Source organism: Actinomadura litoris, assembly GCF_009733595.1.
Lineage (GTDB): Bacteria > Actinomycetota > Actinomycetes > Streptosporangiales > Streptosporangiaceae > Spirillospora > Spirillospora litoris.
Window position 1 is genome coordinate 561,004 of record NZ_WOFH01000003.1, and the last position, 20,606, is coordinate 581,609.

Sequence of the window (20,606 nt, forward strand, 5' to 3'; positions counted from 1 at the left end):
ACCGACCGCCGGGCCCCGCAACCGCCACCCGGTCGCGGGGCCCGGAGAACGGATCAGACCTGCTTCACGACCGGCTTGGCCTTGCTGCCGGCGGTCTCGAACTTGAGCTGCTTGTTGTTGCTCACCACCGACTTGTCCGCCGAGCCGCCACCCTTGACGATCACGCTGACGCTGACCGCGGTGCCCTTCGGCGGGGCCACCGTGAACGTCTTGGTCTGGCCCTTGCCGACGTTGTCGGTGCACCGGGCCTCAAGGATGTCGCCGACGCAGATCGCGGCGGTGTAGTTGCCCTTCTGCGTGACCTTGACGGTGACCTTGGCGGGCGCGGCGGCGTCGGCCGTCGAGGCCATGCCGAGCCCGATGAGTCCGGCGGCGCCGACGAGCGCGGCGGCGGTGACGGTACGGCGGGCGGGGAAAGTGCGTGCGGACATTTCTTCTCCCGATCTCTGGGAAAGGTGGAGATCGCAGTGCGACCTTCTATGCCCAGGAGTACGGGGCCCCCGATCAATCGGGTTCAGTGGTATTCGCCTAAATTGCCGATCGGTGACGCTTATCAATCGGCGCCCGGGAATTGTCACGTTCCGCACCGCGCACAGCCCGCGCCCGAGGCGACGACACCCGCCGTTACCCTCGTGCAGGCCCGGCAGAACAAGCGAGAACGCCGTGAGCCCCGGGAGGATCAGGCCGGGGAGACGACGGCGTCGCCGTCGCCGGTCGAGACCTTGATGTGGCGCTTGGCCGTGGAGTCGTGGTGCAGGTTCGGGTCGATCTTCTTGGAGCCGGTGCCGGTCTTGACGTCGATCGCGTAGGCGGGGCCCCGGGGCACCCGGACGTGGACGTCGCCGGTGTTCGTGGTGGCCTGGAGGGCGCTCGGGGGAGTCAGCAGGCCGAGCGTGATCGAGCCGTCGTTGGTGCGGGCGACCACGCGGTCGGCGGTCAGCGAGGCGGCGTCGATGCGTCCGGTGCCGGTGCGCAGTTCCGCGAGCGTGGCGCGTCCGGAGAGCTGGATGCGGCCGTCGTTCGAGCGGGCGCTGAGCCGGTCGGCGGTGAGGCCGGTCGCGATGATCGCCCCGGTGCCGGTGCGCAGGTCGGCGGTCGTGGCCCGGCCCGAGACCCGGACGGCGGAGTCGCGGGCGTCCAGGGACAGCGAGGTGGCGCGCAGGTCGCTCGCGGTGATGCCGCCGGTGCCGGACCTCAGCCGCACCGCGCCCGCCAGGCCGGAGACGACGATCTTGCCGTCGCTGTTCTCGACGTCGACGGCGATCGAGCGCGGGACCTCGATCCGGTAGGAGATCCGGCAGGCGTTCATGCCGATCACCTGCCGGGCGCATCGGGACGACAGCGAGAACGTGCCGCCCTCGGTGACGTGCCGCGCCTGCGGCTTGTTGTTCTTGTTGGACCAGTGCAGCTTCTCCCGCACCTTGATCCCGGGCGCGTCGGAGGCGACGATCTCCACCTTCCCGTCGCCGGACCGCACCTTGAGCCGGTCGACGCCGGCGGGCCCGTCGTAGGCGCGGGTCTCACCGTGCTGACCGAAGTCCAGCCCGCATCCGGTCACCGTGGCCGCCAGGACGGCCAGCACAGCCACACCGCTCAGGGTCCTCACGTCGCCTCTCCTGTCGTCTGCTCCCCCGTACGACGACAAGGATCCTCCGGTCGTAGGCGCCCCACCAGGAGGAAGACCGGCTTGTCGGGGGTGGGGTTAGCCCCACCCCCGCCCTGAGGGACGCCCCGGGTCAGCGTTCCCCGCCGGGCTTCCACAGGATGTCGCCCCGCCCGGCGTTCGCGACCCGGCACAGGATGAACAGCAGGTCGGAGAGCCGGTTGAGGTAGCGGGCGGTCAGCGGGTTGACACCGCCCTCGGCCGCGTCGGGGTCGCCGTCGGCGGCCGCGCCGTGCGCCTCGATCGCCGCCCAGGCCGACCGCTCGGCGCGCCGCGTCACGGTGCGGGCGACGTGCAGGAGCGCGGCTCCCGGCGTCCCGCCGGGGAGGATGAAGCTGCGCAGCGGGTCGAGGTCGGCGTTGTGCTCGTCGCAGTCGGCTTCGAGCCGCTCGATGTAGGACGGGTCCACCCGCAGCGGCGGGTACCGCGGGTCGGGCACGACCGGCGCGCACAGGTCGGCGCCCACGTCGAAGAGGTCGTTCTGGACGCGGGTCAGCAGCGCCACCAGCGGTTCGGGCAGCGAGCCCAGGGCGAGGGCGACGCCGATCGCGGCGTTGGCCTCCTCGACGTCGGCGTAGGCCGACAGGCGCGGGTCGGTCTTCGGGGTCCGGGACGCGTCGCCCAGCGCGGTGGTGCCGTCGTCGCCGGTCCGGGTGTAGATCTGTGAGAGGACGACGGGGGTCTCCCTGTTCTTCGCCATGGCCGCACCCTAACCCGGCCTCGCCCGAAAGGTCGTTCGGTAGTGTTCAGCACGAACCCCCCGGAGGTCGCCGTGTACGACTACGTCATCGTGGGAGCCGGCAGCGCGGGCTGCGTCCTCGCCGCCCGGCTGACCGAGGATCCGTCGCTGCGGGTCCTGCTGCTGGAGGCGGGGCCTCCCGACGGCGCGCCCGAGATCCAGATCCCGCTGGCCGTGGCCACGATGATCAAGGGCCCCTACGACTGGGACTTCGCCACCGTCCCGCAGGCGCACGCCTCCGGACGCAGCGTCTACTGGCCCCGGGGGCGGACGCTCGGCGGCAGCTCGTCCACCAACGCGATGATCTACATTCGCGGGGCCCGGCACGACTACGACACCTGGCGCGACTCCTACGGCTGCGACGGCTGGGGCTATGAGGACCTGCTGCCCTACTTCGTCCGCTCCGAGGACCAGCAGCGCGGCGCGATCCCCTACCACGGCGTCGGCGGCCCCCTGCGCGTCGAGGACCTGCGCTACAAGCACCCGCTCACGCAGGCGTGGGTGCGCTCGGCGAACGAGGCCGGCCTGCCCGCCAACGCCGACTTCAACGGCGCCGAGCAGGACGGCGTCGGCTTCTACCAGGTCACCCACAAGCGCGGCAGGCGGTGGTCGGCCGCCGCCGGGTACCTGCACCCGATCGAGAACCGCCCGAACCTGACCGTGGTGACCGACGCGCTCGCGACCCGCGTCCTGATCGAGGGCGGCCGGGCGACCGGCGTCCGCTACGAGGTCCGCGGCGAGACCGCCGAGGCCCGCGCGAACGCCGAGGTCATCCTGTCGGGCGGCGCGGTGAACAGCCCGCAGCTGCTCATGCTCTCGGGCGTCGGGCCCGCCGACCACCTGCGCTCGCACGGCATCGACGTGGTCGTGGACGCCCCGGTCGGCCAGGGGCTCCAGGACCACCCCTGTGTGAACGTCATGTTCGCCACGCCCCGCACCAAGCCGCTCTGGGAGCTGGCCAACGCCCGCACCCTCGCGCTGTACCAGTCGCTCGCGCGCGGCCCGTACGCGTCCAACGTCGCGGAGTCGGGCGGGTTCGCCCGGACGAGCGAGGGCCTGCCCGCGCCCGACCTCCAGTACCACGTGCTGCCGACGCCGTTCATCGACCAGGGCCTGGTCGAGTCGTCGCAGCGGCTGCTGTCGATCCTCGTGGGGGCGGTCGCGGTCGCCAGCCGTGGGGCGCTGACCCTGCGCTCCGCGAGCCCGCACGCCAAGCCGTTGATCGACCCCGCCTACCTCTCCGACCCGGCCGACCTGGAGATTCTGATCGCCGGGATCCGGCAGACCCGGGAGATCGCCGCCACCGGCCCGCTCGCGTCGCTGGTCGGCGGCGAGTGGGCGCCCGGTGAGCAGGCGGACGACGACGCCGCGCTCGCCGAGTTCGTCCGCCGCGGCTGCGTGACGCTGTTCCACCCGACCAGCACCTGCGCGATGGGCTCCGGCGACGCCGTCTGCGACGCCGAGCTGCGCGTGCGGGGCGTCGAGGGGCTACGGGTGGTGGACGCCTCGGTCATGCCGTCGGTCCCGCGCGGGAACACCAACGCGCCGACGATCGCCATCGCCGAGCGCGCCGCCGATCTGATCCGCGGGAACGCGCCGCTGGTGCCCGCGAACGCCGCCGCGCCGGTCGGCGCCCCGGCCGCGCAATGAGGCCGTGAGATGGGGGCGTGAGAAGAGGCCGTGAAATGAGGAACGCCCCCGTCTCTCGACGGGGGCGTGAAGTGGATCGGACAGTGCGGCGGCGTCACCGCTTGAGGGCCTTCGCCAGCCGGACGCGGCGGGCGTGCTTGGCCTCGGCGCGCAGCGCGGCCACTCGGTCGTTGACCAGGTCCCTGGAGATCTCCGGGCGGATCATGTTCTTCTCCTTGTTCCCGCCGGGCCCCCTCGGCCCGACAAGTACAAGGTTCGCCCTAAGGCGCCCCTCCCTACATCGGGACTAAGCCTTATCTCCCGGCCTCAGAGACGCCTTAGGCGCGGGGGCCGCGGGCCGGACGTCCTAGACGGCGGCCCGGCGCCTTAGGAGGGGGCGGTCAGCGCTTGTAGCGGCGGCCGTGGAGCATGGTGATCAGGCCGAGGACGCGGGCCATCTCCTTCTCCGTCCTGGCGAAGGAGGTCAGCGTCGTCGAGCCGAACCGCTGCCGGGTGATCGCCTTGGCGCGGCTGAACTCGCGCAGCCCGTCGGCGCCGTGCACGCGGCCGAAACCCGACTCGCCGACCCCGCCGAACGGCAGCGCCGCGATGTTCGCGAACGCGGCGAAGGAGTTGATCGAGGTCATGCCCGAGCGCAGCCGCCTGGCGGCCTCCAGCGCGCGCGTCCGGTCGCCGGAGAAGACCGTCCCGGCGAGGCCGTAGGCGCCGCGGTTGGCGCGCTCGATCCCCTCGTCCAGGTCCTTGACGCGGTGGACGGTGATCGTCGGCCCGAACGTCTCCTCGGTCACGGCGGACGAGTCGTCCGGCACCCCCGTGAGCACGACCGGCTCCACATACGGCTTGCGGACGGACTCGACGCCCCCGACGACGGCCTTGCCGCCCTTGTCGAGCGCGTCCCTGATGTGCCGCTCGATGACGTCGAGCTGACCCGGCATCGTGATCGGCCCGTAGGCGGCCTCCCGGTCGAACCCGGGACGCAGGTCGCGCGCCTTGTCGGTGAGCAGGCCGAGGAATTTGTCGTACACCTCGTCCACGACGTAGATCCGCTCGACCCCGATGCAGGTCTGGCCCGCGTTCGCCATCGCGCCCCACAGCGCGGCGTCGGCGGCGGCGTCGAGGTCGGCGTCGGCGTCCACGAGGCAGGCGTCCTTGCCGCCGCACTCGGCGACGATCGGGGTGAGGTTCGCGGCGCAGGCGGCCATGACGCGCCTGGCGGTCCGCGCGGAGCCGGTGAAGGCGATCTTGTCGACGCCGGGGGAGGAGGCGAGCGCCGCGCCCGTCGCGCCGTGGCCGGTGACCACCTGGAGGACGGGCTGCTCGGGCACGACCCCCGCGAAGAGGGACGCGAGCAGTTCGCCGACGCCCGGGGTGAACTCCGACGGCTTGAACACCACGGTGTTCCCGGCCGCGAGCGCGTAGCCGATCGCCCCCATCGGCGTGAAGACCGGGTAGTTCCAGGGGCCGATGACGCCGACGACGCCGAGCGGCTGGTACTCCACGACGCAGCGCTGGTTGATCGACAGCAGGCCCGGGAAGACGTTGCGGGGTCCGAGCACCTTCTCGGCGTTGCGGGCGGCCCAGTCCAGATGGGTGATCGCCATGATCGTCTCAAGCTGGGCGTCCTGCAGCGGCTTGCCGGTCTCCTGGTGGATCAGCTCGGCCATCCGGCTGAGGTGCCGGGTGAGCGCGCCCTTGGCGTTCAGCAGCCGGAGCCGGCGCTCCTTCCAGCCGAGGGCGCTCCACCAGGCGGCCGCCTCGCGGGCCCGCCCGACCGCCCCGGCCACGGCCGCCTCATCGTGGACGGGGTGCTCGGCGACGACCTCGCCGGTGGCCGGGTTCAGGGACGCGAACGTCCCGGCGTTCTCCGTGGCCACGGACATGGGAACCTCCCGTGAGGGGCCTCATAGGGACTGCTTGACAAGCACTCTACGGGCGCTGCGACGCCCCGGGCGCCGCGGAGCCGGGGGCGTCAGCGCGGGACGCTCCCGGGCACGGCCCTGGAGGCGCGCCTCCTGGCGCTGTCGGGGTAGCGGGCGGTGACGACGGCGGGCACCGCGAAACCGGCGATCTTGCAGGCGACGAGCAGGGCGGTGTCGTGCGGCGCCCAGTGCTGGACGCAGCCGAGGGCCACGGCCAGCACGGTGAAGCTCGCCGCCCACACCGCGGTCAGCACGCGGTTGATCGACCGGAAGAGGCCGGTTCGCGCGACCGCCTCGCTCACCTGGCGGCGGGCGACGCCCTCGGTGAAGGGGCGCCCGGCGGCGAGCGTGGCCCACGCGGTGAGCGCCAGCCAGCCGATCGCGAGCGACGCGCCGTAGTCCAGCGCCGGAGACCCCGGGACGGTGAACGCGAGCGCGGTCAGCAGCGCCATGAACGCGCAGGTGGAGATCTCCAGGAACAGCGCGTCGGCGCGGTGCCCCCGCCGCAGGTCGTCGCCGAGCAGGACGGCCGCCGCGACGAGCCCGGTCAGCGCGCCGGCCAGGTCGTCCACCCCGCTCACGACGGCGAGCAGGATCCAGGGGAGGAAGGTGCGGACGTAGTACTTCGCCATGACGGTGGCCTCTCGGGCATTCCAACTTCGACATGTCGAACTTAGACATTCCACTATCGACATGTCAAGATTGGAGTGTAGGGTCGGCCCATGAGCCTGAGACACGCGGTGCTGGGCCTTCTGGCCGAGATGGACGGCTCCAGCGGCTACGACCTGATGCGGATGTTCGAGGTCTCGCTGGCCAACGTCTGGGGCGCGACGCAGAGCCAGCTCTACGGTGAGCTGGCCAAACTCACCGCCGACGGCTTCATCGAGGTCGTCGAGGAGGGCCCGCGCGGCCGCAAGGCCTACGGGGTCACCGCGGCCGGCCGGGAGGAGCTGCGGCGCTGGCTGACCGAGACCGCGCCCAAGGCCGTCCGGCGCGACGAGGTGCTGCTGCGGGTGTTCTTCCTCGGGCTCGTGACGCCCGAGCAGCGCGAGGAGTACCTGCGGGGCCGCGCGGCGGAGCTGGCGGAGCGGCAGGCGGGCATCGAGGCGGTCGAGGAGGCGGTGAGCTGGGGCGAGGACGACCTGTCGAGATACGGCCGCCTGGTCATGGAGTACGGCAAGCGCTTCATGGCGATGCGCCGGGAATGGATGGAGTGGGCCCTCCGGGAGCTGGAGGACCCACCCACGTCGGCGCGATGACGTCCGAGGGATCAGCGGAAGTCGTCGGCGTGGTCGGCGGCCCACTCGGCGAACGTCCGCCCGGGGCGGCCGGTGATCCGCTCGACCTCGGGTGAGATCTCGACCGGGCGGTGCTCGGCGTCCTTGCGGAGCTGGAGCAGGACGTCCACGATGCCCTCGCGCATGTAGGGCATCTTGAGCATCTTCTCCCGCGCCTCCTCGGGGCTGATCTCCTCGAAGCGCGCGGGACGCCCGGCGGCCTCGCCGATGAGCCGGACCATCTCGGGCGCGGTGATGCCCTCCGGCCCGGTCAGCACGGGCTTGGCGCCGACCAGGTCGTCGGTCAGCAGGGCCCGCGCGGCGACGGCGGCGATGTCGCGCTCGTGGATCGGCGTGCTGAGTCCCGCCGCGAACGGCTCCCGCACCGGCTCGCCGGCGAGGATCTCCTTGCGCCAGCCCAGCGAGTTCGACGCGAACACGCCGGGGCGCAGGAACGTCCACTCCAGGCCGGTCTCCTCGACCGCCTCCTCCATCCGCAGGTGCTTGGCGGCCAGCTCGTTGTCGGAGTCGGCGTCGGCGGCGGCGGACGAGGACAGCATCACGATCCGCCGGACCCCGGCGTCCTTGACGCGGGCGAGCACGTCGCCGAGCCCGTTCCAGAACACGGTCGGGTTGAGGAAGAAGGACGTGACGCCGTCCAGGGGCATCTCGTCGGTACGGGCCACCTCGGCGTCGGCGGGCAGGTGCGCGGTCGCGGGATCGCGGGTCAGCGCCCGGACCCGGGCGCCCGCGCACAGCAGCTCGCCCACCAGGTGGCGGCCGACGTTTCCGGTGGCTCCGGTTACAAGGATCATCGTTTCCGGTTCTCTCGATCATTTTCGGTACGGGGTGTACCCCGTGCAGGGGCGTGTCCAGATTCAACCAAACAGATGACGTTGTCAACCACCCGGATGGTTGAATCGGTCGGGCAGCCGGTTACGATGAGGCCGTGTCCGAAACGACGAGACGGCGCCGCCGCGCGCCCGAGCCGACCGAACGCAAGCTCGACGCCGAGCGCTCGCGGCGGCTGCTGCTCGACGCGGCGCTGGACGAGTTCTCCGCCAAGGGCTTCGCGGGCGCCCGCGTCCAGGACATCGCCGACCGCGCCGGCGTGAACAAACAGCTGATCAACTACTACTTCGGCGGCAAGGAGGGCCTGTACCTCGCGATCGGCCGCCGCTGGCTGGAGCGCGAGGCCGAGTTCAACGACCCGTCCGTCCCGCTGGAGGACCTGATGGTCCGCTACCTGCGGCACGCCCTCGACGACCCGCGCGGCTCGCGGCTGAACGTCTGGCGCGGACTCACCGAGGACGCCGACCAGGTCGCCGACGAGGCCCCGGAGGAGTTCGCCGAGGACCTCTCCGACATGGAGCGCCGCAAGGCCGAGGGCCAGATCGCCGACGACCTCGACCCGGCCGCCGTCATGCTGCTGATGATGAGCGCGGTCGCGGCCCCCGTGGTGATGCCCCTGGCCGTCCGCCGCGTCTTCGGCGTGAGCGCCACCTCACCGGAGTTCCAGGACCACTACGCCGAACAACTCCGCCGCATCATCCGCCACCTGGCGGCACCACCCCAGGAGACACAGGCCCCGCCCGCTTCCTGACCGCGCTTCCGTGGGGCGTGCTAAGGCGTTTTCGAGTGGCCTCAGCGGTCACGCGGGCGCGCTGGCTGACCGGTGGGGGCGAGCCCTCACCGGGAAGATCGCGAAGCGATGCCGCGCCCGCCAAGGCACGGTCAAGGCACGAGCCGCCAGGCGAGTGCCGTGGGCGGTGGCGTGGTGAACGCTGCCGTGGGCGGTGGCGTGGTGAACGCTGCCGTGGGCGGTGGCGTGGTGAACACTGCCGTGGGCGGTGGCGTGGTGAACACTGCCGTGGGCCGTGGCTTTGGAACACGCCCTAGCTGTTCCAGAAGGTGAACAGGGAGTGCCCGAGGGCGACCGCGAACTCGCCCACGCCGAGCGCGTCGGTGATGTTGTAGACGCCGTCGAAGAACGCGTTGTTGATCGGCCTGATCCACAGGATCGCGATCAGGATCAGGAAGGCGTAGCCGCCGTAGGCCGCGGCCTGGTCGGCCCAGCGGCGCGGCAGGTAGGGCTCGATGATCCCGAAGCCGTCCAGCCCCGGGATCGGCAGCAGGTTCAAGATCGCGGCGGTGACCTGGAGGAAGGTCAGGAACGCGATGCCCAGCCAGAAGACGCCGTGGTCCTGGTGGGCGAAGTTCTTGTAGAGCACCGCCAGCATCACCGCGAAGATCGCGTTGGACAGCGGGCCCGCCGCGGAGATCAGGCTGTGCCGCAGCCTGCCCCGGATCGAGTGCCGCTCGATCCAGACGGCGCCGCCCGGCAGGCCGATCCCGCCGAGCAGGATGAACACCACCGGGATCACGAAGCTGAGGAGCACGTCGGAGTACTTGAGCGGGTTCAGCGTGAGGTAGCCCTTGGCGGCGACGCTGCGGTCGCCCGACCGGTAGGCCATGTAGGCGTGCCCGAACTCGTGCACCGACAGCGACAGCACCCACGCCGACAGCACGAACCCGAACAGGGCGATCCGGGCGGGCTTGTCGGGGTTCTCCCCGTACCGCCAGGCGATCAGCCCGAACAGGACGGTCGCCCCCGCGATCGCGAGGAACACCGGGCTCGGCTGGATCGCCGACCTCCCGGACGTCGCCCCCTTCGTCATCCTCATTCTCCCGGCCCCTCTCGCCCCGTCCGATCGGCCCCTTGACGCTACCGCCTGTCCCGTAGGGCCCGCGTCAGTCCTCCGGGGGCCGGTCAGCCGACCGTGTACTCCAGGGACCAGGAGTGCCCGCCGTCCTCGCCGATCGTGATCGTTCCGGATCCGCGCAGGCCGGCCAGCTCGCCGGTGCCGGTCGTCGGGACGATCTGCCAGCGCAGCCACTGGGTGTCGGACGTGCCGTCCTCGCTGCCCGCGCTGTGCTGGAGGACGAACGTCCCCTCCCGCCCGTGCAGGATCCCCTGGACGTGCTCGATCGCGACGTAGGCGACGGGCCCGGCGGCCGACTCCACGCCGATCATCTCCGTCGTGCTCGTGCCGACCAGGTCGCCGTGGAAGGTCTTGCCGATGTGCGCGCGGGCCAGCTTGTTGCCGCCCTGCTCGTCGTAGGGCTTCTCGCCGTCCCACGAGGAGATCTCGAAAGTGCCGCCGGCGTGATGAAGAGTCATGCCGCAATGATGCCGGACGCCTACGACAGCCCGCGCCACCGCGTAAGGCCACCTCAGCCCGCACGTGAGCGCGTTACCTGAGCGGCGGAGGCGAGCCCCCTGGGGCCGAGGTTCTAAAAGAGCGTCCCCTCGTGCTCGATGCCGCGGAGGGCGTCGTAGTCGAGGGTCACGCAGTGGATGCCGCGGTCGACCGCGAGGACGCGGGCCTGCGGTCTGATCTCCTGCGCGGCGAAGATCCCGCGGACGGGCGCGAGATGCGGGTCGCGGTTCAGCAGTTCGAGGTAGCGGGTGAGCTGCTCCACGCCGTCGATCTCGCCGCGCCGCTTGATCTCGACGGCGACGGTGGCGTTGCCCGCGTCCCGGCACAGGATGTCGACGGGGCCGATCGCGGTCGGGAACTCGCGGCGGATCAGGGACCAGCCGTCCCCGAGCGTGGTGATGTGCTCGGCGAGCAGTTCCTGGAGGTGCGCCTCCACGCCGTCCTTCTGGAGCCCCGGGTCCAGGCCGAGTTCGTGGCTGGTGTCGTGCAGGACCTCCTCGATGGTGAGGATGAGTCGTTCGCCCGACTTGCCGTGCGTGACCGTCCAGCGGGCGACGGCGCCGTTCTCCTCGAACGGCTCCTCGCGCAGCGAGCACGGCGGGTTCATCCAGTTGAGGGGCTTGTAGGCGCGGTCGTCGGCGTGGATGCTCACGCTTCCGTCCGCCTTGATCAGGATGAGCCTGGGGGCCATCGGGAGGTGGGCGGTGAGCTTGCCGGCGTAGTCGACGCTGCACCGGGCGATTACGAGACGCACGCTGCCCCACCTTAGTGACGCCGCCGACCGCCCGCGCCCTGTTGCCAAGTCCCGGCCCGGGGCGATCACCTGGCGGCTCGCCCCCTTGACCGTGCCTTCGGGTGCTGATCGAGGTCGCCGCGAAACACGTCCTAGGTACCCATGCTCCCGCTGTGACCTGCGTAAGTACGGATGAGGCGGCCAATCTAGGGCGTCGTCCTCATGTGCGGACACCCCCCTTAGGGCGAGTCTCTAGGTACCGGGCCGGAACCAGCGGCCCGAAGACGGAGGGGTAAGGCCGTGTTCCACCACGACATCATGAGTTCGGTCGCGCGGGAGCGGGTGCGCGACCTTCAGGCGGAGGCGGCCGTGGCGCGCAGGGCCGGGATCGTCCGCCGGGCCCGCGCGTTCTGGGAGGAGCGCGCGCTGGTCCTCGCGACGCGTCCGGCCCGGCGGCGGGTGGCCGCGCGGGGACCCCGCAGCGCCGCCCAGGGACGGTGCGTCGAGAGCCGGGGAACCGTCCAGGCGCGCTGACGGCAGGGCATCGATCAGGAGAGGGAGGTCCGGACCTTGGGGAGCACTTCGGCGCCCAGGCGGGCGATGTTGTCCAGCGTGGCGCGGTGGGAGCCGGCCGCCTCGACGAGCAGCAGCAGGTGCCGGACGCCGGTGCGTTCGGCGGTCGTGACGAGGGATTCGACGCAGTCGTCCGGTGAGCCGACCGGATGCAGGTCGCACATGCGGCGGGTGTAGGCGACGGGGTCGCGGGGCGGGCGGGGGCGGTCGTCGACGGGGACGTAGCCGTCCAGCCCAGGGCCGAGCCAGCGGGGCATCTCGGCGAGCAGGGTCGCGACGGCCTCCTCGCGGGTGTCGGCGACCTGCGCCAGGTGGGTCGAGACGTGCGGGGCGTCCGGCAGGCCGTGGCGGGCGACGGCGGCGGCCTTCTCCTCGTCGCCGACGTGCATGCCGAGCAGCATCGGGAGGCCGCGCTCGGCCGCGATCCGCTCGGACGCGGCGGACGTGCACGCCACGACGACCGGCGGCGGAACCGCGGCGCGCGGCACGACCGGCACCTCGCGGAACCGGAAGTGCTCGCCGCGCCAGGCGACGCGGTCCGAGCGCGACCAGGCCAGGAGCAGATCGAGGGATTCGGCGAAACCGGTCTCGTACCGGGGCAGACCGGTGCCGAAGACCTCCAGGTCGCGCCAGGGGCCGCCGCGTCCGACGCCGAGCCGGAACCGGCCGCCCGACAGCAGCGCGAGCATCGCCGCCTGCTCGGCGAGCGCCACCGGGTGCTGGTTGGACAGGACGCTGACGGCCGTCCCGACGTGGACGCGGCGGGTCAGCGCCAGCAGGTGCCCGGCGAGGACGGTCGCCGACGGCACGACGCCGTAGGACATGAAGTGGTGCTCGGCGAGCCACACGTCGTCGAACCCGGCGTGCTCGGCGGCGACGGCCGCCTCGACGGTGCGGGCGAGGGCGGCGGCGTCGTCCTGGTGGGGGAACCGGGCGGTGAGGAGGAAGATTCCGAAGCGCACATCTCCTCTCGTACCCGGCATGGGCGGGGCGCGCGCGCTCTGCGAGACTGCCGTTCATGACTGGGACGTTCAGCAGGGTCGGGGTCGTCGGGCTGGGCACGATGGGCGCGGGCATCGCCGAGGTGCTGGCGCGCGGCGGGCTGCCGGTCGTCGGCGTCGAGGCGGACCCGGACGCGCTGGAGCGCGGGCGCGGCCACCTGGAGCGCTCGACCGGGCGCGCGGTCAAGCGCGGCAGGCTGTCGGAGGACGCGCGGCGCGAGATCCTCGACCGCGTCGCGCTCTCGGTCGACTTCGCCGACCTCGGCGACTGCGACCTGGTCGTCGAGGCCGTCCCGGAGCGGCTCGACCTGAAGCACCGCGTGTTCGCCGAGCTGGACCGGGTGTGCCGCGCCGACGCCGTCCTCGCCTCCAACACCTCCTCGCTGTCGGTCACCGAGATCGCGGTCGCGACCGGGCGGCCCGCGAAGGTCGTCGGGGTGCACTTCTTCAACCCGGCGCCGGTCATGAGGCTGGTCGAGGTCATCGGCACCGTGCTCACCGAGCCCGAGGCGGTGGAGCGCGTCGCCGCGCTCGCCCGGGACCTCGGCAAGACGCCGGTGACGATCGGCGACCGCGCCGGGTTCGTCGCGAACCGGCTGCTGTTCGGCTACCTGAACCAGGCCGCGCACATGCTGGAGTCCGGGCACGCGACCCGCGACGACATCGACGCCGCGATGAAGGACGGCGCGGGCCTGCCGATGGGCCCGTTCACGCTCATGGACCTGATCGGCCTCGACACCTGCCTCCAGGTGCTGGAGGCCGTCTACGCCGAGTCCCGCGACCGCCGCCACGCGCCCGCGCCGGTGCTGCGCGAGCTGGTGGCCGCCGGGCTGCTCGGCCGCAAGAGCGGGCGCGGCTTCTATGTCCACGACGGGCAGGAGCGGGCCGCCGAGGAGGAGGCCGCCGCCGCGCCGCCCACGGTCGGGGTGCTCGGCACCGGCCCGCTCGCGGACGCCTTCGCCGCCCGCTGCGACGGCGCGGGAGCCCAGGTCAGGACCGCCGAGGCCGGCCTCGGCGACTGCGACCTGATCGTCGAGTGCGCGCAGGACGCCGAGACCGGGCGGGCGCTGCTCGCCGCCGCCGCCGAGGCCGCGGGGAACGGCGCCGTGCTGGCCACCGCCTCGGGACCGGTGATCGAGCGCGCCATGGCGACGGGACGTCCGGGCGACGTCGTCGGCCTGCACCTGCCCGAGGCGGACGGCGCGCTCGCGGAGATCGCCGTCACGGTCGCGACCGGGCCCGGCGTCGCCGACCGGGCCGAGGGCCTCGCGCGGGGCCTCGGGCTGGCCACCGTCCGCTGCCGCGACCGCGCCGGGTTCATCGTGGACGCCCTCCGCTTCCCCTACCTGAACGACGCCGCCACGATGCTCGGCGCCGGATACGCGGACGCCGACGCGATCGACGCCGCGATGACGCTCGGCTGCGGCTACCCGTCCGGGCCGGTCGCCGACCTCGACCGGCTCGGGCTCGACCGGGCGGTCACCGTCCTGCGCGCGCTGCATGAGGAGACCCGCGACCCCGCGTTCGCCCCGGCGCCGCTGCTGGAGGAGCACCGCGTCGCCCGCCGCCCGCTCCGCTGACCGCGCCCGTTCCGTTCGCCGACGCGGCCCCTATCCTGACAATCATGAGCCCCCGCAAGAACCGCCGCGCCGTCTCGGGCCCCCGCCCGCGGGCCGGCGGCTGGGCCGAGGAGACCGAGGACGGGCCGGACGGCTCCTGGGTCGTCCGGATGATCGCGGGGGCGAACGCGACCAAGCCGTACCGGTGCCCCGGCTGCGACCAGGAGATCCCGCCGGGCGTCGCGCACGTCGTGGCGTGGCCCGCCGACGGGCGCGGCGGCGCCGACGACCGGCGGCACTGGCACCGGCCCTGCTGGGAGGCGCGGGGGCGCCGCTCGCCGCGCGTCCGGCGGTCGCGGGACGCGCCACGTTACTGACCGCAGACCGCACTGGGCCGTCCCCGAGCGGGGCGTCCGGGAAGAGGAGAACGATGGGGGACATCAGGGCGTCGAGCGTGCTTCCGGCGCGGCGCGAGGACATCACCCTGCACACCGCCGACGGGCTGGAGCTCGTCGGCGAGCTGGCGCTGCCGCCCGAGCGGCCGCCGGTCGCGACGCTGGTCTGCCTGCATCCGCTGCCCACCGCCGAGGGCATGATGGACAGCCACGTCCTGCGCAAGGCGTCCTACCGGCTGCCCGCGCTCGCCGACCTCGCCGTCCTGCGGTTCAACACGCGGGGCACGACGTCGGCGCGCGGCACCAGCCAGGGCGAGTTCGGCGAGGGCGAGACCGAGCGGCACGACGTCGCGGCGGCGCTGGAGTACACCGAGTACCACGACCTGCCCCGCCCCTGGCTGCTCGGCTGGTCGTTCGGCACCGAGCTGGCCCTGAAGTGGGGACGCGACCCGCTGGTCGAGGGCGCGATCCTGCTGTCCCCACCGCTGCACCGCGCCACCGACGCCGACCTGGACGCGTGGGGCGCCGACGGGCGCCCGGTGGTCGCGCTCGTGCCCGAGTTCGACGACTACCTGCGTCCGGACGAGGCCCGCGAGCGGTTCAAGCGCGTCCCGCAGGCGGAGGTCGTCGCGGTCGACAACGCCAAGCACCTGTGGGTCGGGGAGCCCTACGTCCGGACGGTGCTGAACGAGATCGTCCGGCGGGTCGCCCCGGCCGCCCATCCCCTGCCCACCACCTGGGACGGCCCCTGACGCCCTACAGCGTCTCCTGGCGGGGCATCAGCACCTCGCGGATGAGCAGTGAGATCGCGGCGGCGGTCGGGATCGCCAGCAGCGCGCCGACCACGCCGAGCAGCGCGGCGCCGATGAGCGCCGCCACGATCGTCACCGCGGGCTGCACGTCGACCGTGCGCTTCATCACGCGCGGGTAGACGACGTAGTTCTCCACCTGCTGGTAGATCACGTAGAAGGCGATGCAGATCGAGCCGTCGGTGACCGTCCCGGTGAGGAAGGCGACCAGGCACACCACGACCGCGCCGACCGTGGCGCCGACCAGCGGGATCAGGTCGGTGACCGCGACGATCAGCGCGAGCGCGAGCGCGTACTTCACGCTCATGATCTCAAGGAAGATGTAGGACGTGAGGCCCGCGATGAACGCGATCGTGAACTGGCCCGCGACGTACCCGCCGATGCGGTCGAGGATCTCGTCCCCGAGCAGCGCGACCCGCGCCCGCCGCGAGCGCGGCGCGAGCTGGTAGAAGAACGTCTTGATCTGCGGCAGCGAGCTCAGGAAGTACAGGGTGAGGATCAGGATCGTCACGGTCTGGAAGACGCCGTTGATCGCGACCTTGCCGATCCCGGTGGCGGTGTCGGTGAGCCCGTCCTGGAAGCCCTTGCTGTTGACGGCCTTCTGCGCGCGGTCGAGCAGCCCGTAGCGCTTGTCCCACTCGGCGAGGCGCTCGTTGTTCTGGAGCTGCGTGACGTAGTCGGGGATGTTCTTGCGCAGCTCGGTGACCTGCTCGGACACCGGCTGGACGAGCGAGGCGACGAAGCCCGCGAAGAACGCCAGCACGCCGAGGAACACCGTGCCGACCGCGACGCCGCGCGGCAGCCCGATCCGCCGCAGCCGCTCCACCGCCGGGTTGAGCCCGACCGCGAGGAACATCGCGACCACGATCATCACGATCACGGACTTGGCGTTCGTGGCGGCCTTCACCAGCATCCAGGCGGTGATCACGCCGAGCGCGGCGGTGAAGCCGAACACGAACGGGTGCGCGCGGCCGAGCGGCTCGCCGGGCCGTCCGAACGGGAAGCGGTGGTCGACGCCCGCCTCGCGGCGCCGCTGCTCGATGTCGTGCGCCGGGTCGGGCGCGCCCGGCTCGGGCGGGACGGGCTTGACGGCGTCCTCGTCGCGGGACCGCTCCACCGGCCCGCCGGTCGCCGGATCCCGCTCGCCGAACGGCTTGTCGGTCTTCTCCGGGTCGAGGGCGCCGCTCGGCATCTTCGCCTCCTCGGCGAGACGCTCCGGGCCGTCCTCGGCGCTCTCGCCCCCGCCGGGGCCGCCCTTGGCGGGCTCGCCCTCGGGAACGTCGTCCTTGGCCGGGTCGTCCTTGAGCGGGTCGTCCTTGGGCGCCTCGTCGGTGGAGGTGCTGTCGGCGGGCGGGGACGGTGCGGGGACCGCGCGGCGGCCTTCGCCGGGGGCCGCCGCCGGGCGGTCCTCGTGGGGGGTCTCGTCGGGCACGCCGATCTCTCTTCCTCTTCCGTCCTGCCATCCGCCGGGCGTGCGGCCTGGGCCGGAGGCCACCGCGCACGGGATAGATGACGGAAAGCCTAGAGGCAGTTCATGCCTCTAGGCTTTCCGATCACGCCTGTCACCCGGTCGCGGCTTACCCGGTCGCGCCGGTCAGGTGCCGGTGGGCACGCCGACCGTCACTCCTGCCACCAGTCCTCGTCGTCCTCGTCGGACTTCTTGCCCTGGGCCTGCTTGGGGGGCCCGGCCTTGGCGGCGGCGGGCTGCTTGGGCTGGGCCGGGGCGGGCTTGGGCTCGGCGGCCGGAATCGCCGCCTTCTCCGGGGGCGCCGCCAGCTCGGGGTCGCCGCCCATCGCGGGCGCCACCCCGCCGATGAGCTGGCGGAGCTGGTTGAGGTGGCTGGTGATGCTGTCGCGCTGCCGGGTCAGCTCGTCGACCTGGCGCTGCGCGGCGGTGCGGACGCGGTCGGCCTCGGCCTTGGTCTCGGCGAGCAGCTGCTCGGCCTGCGACTTGGCCTCGGCGATGACGTTGTCGGAGTTCTTGCGGGCGTTGGCCATGAGCTGCTTGGCGTGCGAGTCGGCCTCGCGCCGGGTCTGCTCGGCCTGCTGGGTGGCCTTCGCGGCGCGCTGCTCGGCGGACGCGGCGCGCTGCTCGGCCTCGGCGACGAGCTTCTGCGTGGCGGCCTGGGCGTTGGCGTGGCGCTCGGCGTCCTGCCGGTCGGCCTCCTCGCGGCGCGCGGCGAGCTGGATCTCGAACTCGGCCTCGGCCTGGGCCCGCTGCGCCTCGCTCTCCTCCAGGATGCGCTGGGCCTGGGCCCGCATCTCGTCGGCCTGCCGCTTGGCGGTCGTGAGGATCTCGTCGCGCTCGCGCTTGGTGGAGGCGCGCAGCTGCGCGACCTCGCGCTCGGTCGTGGTGCGCAGCTTGGCGATCTCGCGCTCGGCGCCGGCGCGCTTCTCGGCGACCTCGTGGTCGGCGGTGGCGCGCAGCTTGGCGACCTCGCGCTCGGTCGTGGAGGTCAGCTCGTCGGCCTCGCGGCGGGCGGAGGTGCGCACCTCCTCGGCCTCGCGCTCGGCGGCGCCGCGCATGTCGTCGCCCTCGCGCTGGGCGTTGGCGCGCAGTTCGGCGGCGTCGTTCTCGGCGGTGGCGCGCTGCTCGGCGGCGTCGACCTTGGCCGCGGCCTTGATCTCGTTGGCCTCCGACCGGGCGGCCTGGACGAGCTCGGTGGCCTGCTCCTCGGCGAGCCGCAGCAGCTGTTCGATGCGGGCGCCGAGGCCGGAGTAGGTGGGACGCTCCTGTTCCTGGAGCTGGCGGTGGGCGTCCGACAGCTCCCGTTGCAGGGCCTGCGTCTGCTCACGGGTCTGCCGGACCTCGTTGTCGAGCTGTTTGATGTGCTCGTCGACCTGGTGCCGGTCGTAGCCGCGAAGCACCACGTCGAACTCGCGCGGGGGCGTGTCTTCAAAGAAGTTGCTGAGCTGGGCGTCGATGTCGGACTGCATGTGGCTCAATCCTGATGTGACGGGGCTACGGGTAGTTCCGGGGACCGGTTGAACGCCTGGCATGACGGGCGCTGTGCCCCAGACCTCTTCCGGCGAATGAAGCGTACTCCGGACACTGCCGTGTTGGGGGCTCATCTTGACGCGCTGCGTGTTTTGTCGCTTTTGGGGGGTTGCCCTTTCCTGGCCCGGCGGCCCAGGTACACGCCCCCAAAATGCACCAGATGTGGCTGAACGGTCACAGAGTGACTGTCCGTACCCGTGTGCTCGCAGGGGTGATATCGAACACGTCACGATCCAAGGGTTCCGCGCGGACGCCCGGCGCCGCGCGCCGCGCCGCCGTGCCCGGGAGATCTTGTGATAGCGGCGCGGGCGCGGCGGGGGTCAGCCCTTCTGGACCAGCTCGGTCAGGACGCCGTGGCAGTCCTTGGGGTGCAAAAAGTTGATCAAGGAGCCCATCGAGCCCTTCCGCGGCGTGTCGTAGAGGACGCGCACGCCCTCATCCGCGATGTAGTCGGCCTCCTTCTGGACGCTCCTGTCGGTGCCGAACGCGATGTGGTGGACGCCCTCGCCGTTCTTCGCCATCCACTTGGCGACGGGGGAGTCGTCCCGGATCGGCTGGATGAGCTGGAGGTAGCTCGCCGCGCCGTCCCCGGTGTCGTTGATCTTGAGCATCGCCTCGCGGACGCCCTGCTCCTCGTTCACCTCGACGTGCACGTCCTCGAAGCCGTAGGTCCGCCGGTAGAACTCGACGGTGACGTCGAGGTCGTAGCACGCGATCCCGATGTGGTCGATGCGGGTCAGCATTGGCGGTTCTCCCTCATGACAGTGTTCTCCCGAATGACTGCGGGGACAGGCCGACAGGGAGGGCGTTCCCTCCCGCTGGGTATGGTGGCAAACGTCGCCGCAGCGCACCATTCTGGAGGCCCCCACATGACCGCCACGTCCGTGATCGTCGCCGGAGCGCGCACCCCCGTCGGACGCCTGCTGGGCTCGCTGAAGGACTTCTCCGCCGCCGACCTCGGCGCGCATGCGATCAGGGCCGCGCTGGAGCGCGCCGGGGTGTCCGGCGACCAGGTGCAGTACGTGATCCTCGGCCAGGTGCTCCAGGCGGGCGCCGGGCAGATCCCCTCGCGGCAGGCGGCGGTCAAGGCGGGCATCCCGATGACCGTCCCGTCGATCACGATCAACAAGGTGTGCCTGTCCGGGCTGGACGCGATCGCGCTCGCCGACCAGCTGATCAGGGCGGGCGAGTTCGACATCGTCGTCGCGGGCGGCATGGAGTCGATGACGCAGGCGCCGCACCTGCTGCCGAAGTCGCGCGGCGGCTACAAGTACGGCTCGGTCGAGATGCTCGACCACATGGCCCACGACGCGCTCACCGACTCCTTCGACGGCATCGCGATGGGCGAGTCGACCGAGCGCCACAACGGCAGGCTCGGCATCACCCGCGAGGAGCAGGACGAGTTCGCCGCCCGCTCCCACCAGCGCGCCGCCGCGGCCATCAAGAACGGCGTCTTCGACGAGGAGATCGCCCCGATCGAGGTCCCGCAGCGGCGCGGCGAGCCGATCCTGTTCGCGACCGACGAGGGCGTGCGCGGTGACACCACCGCCGAGTCGCTGGCGCGGCTGCGCCCCGCGTTCAGCAAGGAGGGGACGATCACCGCGGGCTCGTCCTCGCAGATCTCCGACGGCGCCGCCGCCGTCGTGGTGATGTCCAAGGCCAAGGCCGAGGAGCTCGGGCTGGGCTGGCTCGCCGAGATCGGCGCGCACGGCAACGTCGCCGGCCCCGACAACTCGCTCCAGTCGCAGCCGTCCAACGCGATCAGGCACGCCCTCGGCAAGGAGGGCCTCGGCGTGGACGACCTCGACCTCATCGAGATCAACGAGGCGTTCGCGGCGGTCGGCGTGCAGTCGATGCGCGACCTCGGCGTCGGGCCGGAGAAGGTCAACGTCAACGGCGGCGCCATCGCGCTCGGCCACCCGGTCGGCATGTCCGGCGCCCGGATCGCCCTGCACCTGGCCTACGAGCTGCGGCGGCGCGGCGGCGGGATCGGCGCGGCCGGCCTGTGCGGGGGCGGCGGCCAGGGCGACGCGCTGGTGCTCCGCGTCCCCGCCGAGTAGCGGCCGGGC

General features: G+C 72.4%; 21 protein-coding genes. 8 read left to right on the forward strand and 13 right to left on the reverse strand.

The annotated features are described in order from the left end of the window. Positions 1–53 precede the first annotated feature (53 nt). The 3 genes from GNZ18_RS10185 to GNZ18_RS10195 all read right to left on the reverse strand — a co-directional run bounded on the left by GNZ18_RS10185 (position 54) and on the right by GNZ18_RS10195 (position 2,363). Positions 54–431: a hypothetical protein gene (locus tag GNZ18_RS10185; RefSeq protein WP_156215987.1), complete on the reverse strand. Its 378-nt coding sequence runs from the start codon at positions 429–431 to the stop codon at positions 54–56. 248 nt (positions 432–679) lie between these two features. Further along, entirely contained in the window at positions 680–1,606 is a 927-nt protein-coding gene (locus tag GNZ18_RS10190) for a DUF4097 family beta strand repeat-containing protein (protein ID WP_173390718.1), read from the reverse strand. Positions 1,607–1,736: 130 nt separating this feature from the next. Further along, positions 1,737–2,363: a cob(I)yrinic acid a,c-diamide adenosyltransferase gene (locus GNZ18_RS10195; RefSeq protein WP_156215989.1), complete on the reverse strand. Its 627-nt coding sequence runs from the start codon at positions 2,361–2,363 to the stop codon at positions 1,737–1,739. 72 nt (positions 2,364–2,435) lie between these two features. On the opposite strand from GNZ18_RS10195, the gene GNZ18_RS43615 reads away from it, so the two are divergent. Then, complete coding sequence (locus GNZ18_RS43615) at positions 2,436–4,052, forward strand: GMC family oxidoreductase (RefSeq protein ID WP_446678406.1); 1,617 nt, start codon at positions 2,436–2,438, stop codon at positions 4,050–4,052. A 380-nt stretch (positions 4,053–4,432) separates the two neighbouring features. Here GNZ18_RS43615 and GNZ18_RS10205 read toward each other — a convergent pair whose 3' ends face one another. Together GNZ18_RS10205 and GNZ18_RS10210 are read right to left on the reverse strand one after the other, a co-directional pair. After that, positions 4,433–5,932 carry an aldehyde dehydrogenase family protein gene (locus GNZ18_RS10205; RefSeq protein WP_156215990.1) on the reverse strand — a complete coding sequence of 500 codons (1,500 nt, stop codon included), beginning with the start codon at positions 5,930–5,932 and terminating at the stop codon, positions 4,433–4,435. Between the two features lie 89 nt (positions 5,933–6,021). Beyond that, complete coding sequence (locus GNZ18_RS10210) at positions 6,022–6,603, reverse strand: hypothetical protein (RefSeq protein WP_156215991.1); 582 nt, start codon at positions 6,601–6,603, stop codon at positions 6,022–6,024. 90 nt (positions 6,604–6,693) lie between these two features. Between GNZ18_RS10210 and GNZ18_RS10215 the strand changes: the two genes are divergently transcribed. Further along, positions 6,694–7,230 carry a PadR family transcriptional regulator gene (locus GNZ18_RS10215; protein WP_156215992.1) on the forward strand — a complete coding sequence of 179 codons (537 nt, stop codon included), beginning with the start codon at positions 6,694–6,696 and terminating at the stop codon, positions 7,228–7,230. A gap of 11 nt (positions 7,231–7,241) precedes the next feature. On the opposite strand, the gene GNZ18_RS10220 is transcribed toward GNZ18_RS10215, so the two are convergent. Next, a complete protein-coding gene (locus tag GNZ18_RS10220; RefSeq protein WP_156215993.1) occupies positions 7,242–8,063 on the reverse strand; it encodes an NAD(P)H-binding protein in 822 nt (273 codons plus the stop codon). 134 nt (positions 8,064–8,197) lie between these two features. On the opposite strand from GNZ18_RS10220, the gene GNZ18_RS10225 reads away from it, so the two are divergent. Further along, on the forward strand, positions 8,198–8,851 hold the full coding sequence (locus tag GNZ18_RS10225; protein ID WP_214617234.1) for a TetR family transcriptional regulator: 654 nt from the start codon (positions 8,198–8,200) through the stop codon (positions 8,849–8,851). A gap of 292 nt (positions 8,852–9,143) precedes the next feature. On the opposite strand, the gene GNZ18_RS10230 is transcribed toward GNZ18_RS10225, so the two are convergent. The 3 genes from GNZ18_RS10230 to nucS all read right to left on the reverse strand — a co-directional run bounded on the left by GNZ18_RS10230 (position 9,144) and on the right by nucS (position 11,223). Next, positions 9,144–9,926: a site-2 protease family protein gene (locus GNZ18_RS10230; protein WP_214617233.1), complete on the reverse strand. Its 783-nt coding sequence runs from the start codon at positions 9,924–9,926 to the stop codon at positions 9,144–9,146. Between the two features lie 92 nt (positions 9,927–10,018). Next, the gene (locus GNZ18_RS10235) at positions 10,019–10,429 is read right to left on the reverse strand and encodes a DUF3224 domain-containing protein (protein ID WP_156215995.1); all 411 of its coding nucleotides are present in this window, start codon (positions 10,427–10,429) and stop codon (positions 10,019–10,021) included. A 113-nt stretch (positions 10,430–10,542) separates the two neighbouring features. Next, on the reverse strand, positions 10,543–11,223 hold the full coding sequence (gene nucS / locus GNZ18_RS10240) for an endonuclease NucS (RefSeq protein WP_214617232.1): 681 nt from the start codon (positions 11,221–11,223) through the stop codon (positions 10,543–10,545). 297 nt (positions 11,224–11,520) lie between these two features. Here nucS and GNZ18_RS10245 point away from each other — a divergent pair, with 297 nt between their 5' ends. After that, positions 11,521–11,736 (forward strand): hypothetical protein, encoded by a 216-nt coding sequence (locus GNZ18_RS10245; RefSeq protein ID WP_156215997.1) that lies wholly within the window; start codon positions 11,521–11,523, stop codon positions 11,734–11,736. 14 nt (positions 11,737–11,750) lie between these two features. Here the strand turns inward: GNZ18_RS10245 and GNZ18_RS10250 are convergent, their stop codons facing one another. Next, positions 11,751–12,737: an LLM class flavin-dependent oxidoreductase gene (locus GNZ18_RS10250; protein ID WP_312874414.1), complete on the reverse strand. Its 987-nt coding sequence runs from the start codon at positions 12,735–12,737 to the stop codon at positions 11,751–11,753. Positions 12,738–12,793: 56 nt separating this feature from the next. On the opposite strand from GNZ18_RS10250, the gene GNZ18_RS10255 reads away from it, so the two are divergent. From GNZ18_RS10255 to GNZ18_RS10265, 3 genes are read left to right on the forward strand one after another with little or no spacing between them, the layout of a single operon-like run. Beyond that, positions 12,794–14,356, forward strand: a complete 1,563-nt coding sequence (locus GNZ18_RS10255) for a 3-hydroxyacyl-CoA dehydrogenase family protein (RefSeq protein ID WP_156215999.1) — start codon at positions 12,794–12,796, stop codon at positions 14,354–14,356. Positions 14,357–14,400: 44 nt separating this feature from the next. Next, positions 14,401–14,712 (forward strand): Rv1322 family protein, encoded by a 312-nt coding sequence (locus tag GNZ18_RS10260; RefSeq protein ID WP_156216000.1) that lies wholly within the window; start codon positions 14,401–14,403, stop codon positions 14,710–14,712. A gap of 53 nt (positions 14,713–14,765) precedes the next feature. Next, a complete protein-coding gene (locus GNZ18_RS10265; protein ID WP_156216001.1) occupies positions 14,766–15,482 on the forward strand; it encodes an alpha/beta hydrolase in 717 nt (238 codons plus the stop codon). Positions 15,483–15,486: 4 nt separating this feature from the next. On the opposite strand, the gene GNZ18_RS42025 is transcribed toward GNZ18_RS10265, so the two are convergent. From GNZ18_RS42025 to mce, 3 genes are all read right to left on the reverse strand, one after another. Then, a complete protein-coding gene (locus GNZ18_RS42025; protein WP_312874415.1) occupies positions 15,487–16,971 on the reverse strand; it encodes an AI-2E family transporter in 1,485 nt (494 codons plus the stop codon). A 188-nt stretch (positions 16,972–17,159) separates the two neighbouring features. Next, entirely contained in the window at positions 17,160–18,476 is a 1,317-nt protein-coding gene (locus GNZ18_RS10275) for a DivIVA domain-containing protein (protein ID WP_156216003.1), read from the reverse strand. 381 nt (positions 18,477–18,857) lie between these two features. Then, the gene (gene mce / locus GNZ18_RS10280; RefSeq protein ID WP_156216004.1) at positions 18,858–19,280 is read right to left on the reverse strand and encodes a methylmalonyl-CoA epimerase; all 423 of its coding nucleotides are present in this window, start codon (positions 19,278–19,280) and stop codon (positions 18,858–18,860) included. A 126-nt stretch (positions 19,281–19,406) separates the two neighbouring features. On the opposite strand from mce, the gene GNZ18_RS10285 reads away from it, so the two are divergent. Further along, positions 19,407–20,597, forward strand: coding sequence for an acetyl-CoA C-acetyltransferase (locus tag GNZ18_RS10285; RefSeq protein ID WP_156216005.1), 1,191 nt, complete (start codon positions 19,407–19,409; stop codon positions 20,595–20,597). Positions 20,598–20,606 lie beyond the last annotated feature (9 nt).

Excerpts from the sequence above, each read along its gene's own strand:
- GNZ18_RS10255 (WP_156215999.1), top strand. The coding sequence starts at position 12,794 with ATGACTGGGACGTTCAGCAGGGTCGGGGTCGTCGGGCTGGGCACGATG.
- GNZ18_RS10230 (WP_214617233.1), bottom strand. The coding sequence starts at position 9,926 with ATGACGAAGGGGGCGACGTCCGGGAGGTCGGCGATCCAGCCGAGCCCG.
- GNZ18_RS10185 (WP_156215987.1), bottom strand. The coding sequence starts at position 431 with ATGTCCGCACGCACTTTCCCCGCCCGCCGTACCGTCACCGCCGCCGCG.
- GNZ18_RS10265 (WP_156216001.1), top strand. The coding sequence starts at position 14,766 with ATGGGGGACATCAGGGCGTCGAGCGTGCTTCCGGCGCGGCGCGAGGAC.
- GNZ18_RS10220 (WP_156215993.1), bottom strand. The coding sequence starts at position 8,063 with ATGATCCTTGTAACCGGAGCCACCGGAAACGTCGGCCGCCACCTGGTG.
- GNZ18_RS10195 (WP_156215989.1), bottom strand. The coding sequence starts at position 2,363 with ATGGCGAAGAACAGGGAGACCCCCGTCGTCCTCTCACAGATCTACACC.
- mce (WP_156216004.1), bottom strand. The coding sequence starts at position 19,280 with ATGCTGACCCGCATCGACCACATCGGGATCGCGTGCTACGACCTCGAC.
- GNZ18_RS10210 (WP_156215991.1), bottom strand. The coding sequence starts at position 6,603 with ATGGCGAAGTACTACGTCCGCACCTTCCTCCCCTGGATCCTGCTCGCC.
- GNZ18_RS10275 (WP_156216003.1), bottom strand. The coding sequence starts at position 18,476 with ATGCAGTCCGACATCGACGCCCAGCTCAGCAACTTCTTTGAAGACACG.
- GNZ18_RS10285 (WP_156216005.1), top strand. The coding sequence starts at position 19,407 with ATGACCGCCACGTCCGTGATCGTCGCCGGAGCGCGCACCCCCGTCGGA.
- GNZ18_RS10245 (WP_156215997.1), top strand. The coding sequence starts at position 11,521 with ATGAGTTCGGTCGCGCGGGAGCGGGTGCGCGACCTTCAGGCGGAGGCG.
- GNZ18_RS10260 (WP_156216000.1), top strand. The coding sequence starts at position 14,401 with ATGAGCCCCCGCAAGAACCGCCGCGCCGTCTCGGGCCCCCGCCCGCGG.
- GNZ18_RS10205 (WP_156215990.1), bottom strand. The coding sequence starts at position 5,932 with ATGTCCGTGGCCACGGAGAACGCCGGGACGTTCGCGTCCCTGAACCCG.
- GNZ18_RS10215 (WP_156215992.1), top strand. The coding sequence starts at position 6,694 with ATGAGCCTGAGACACGCGGTGCTGGGCCTTCTGGCCGAGATGGACGGC.
- GNZ18_RS10235 (WP_156215995.1), bottom strand. The coding sequence starts at position 10,429 with ATGACTCTTCATCACGCCGGCGGCACTTTCGAGATCTCCTCGTGGGAC.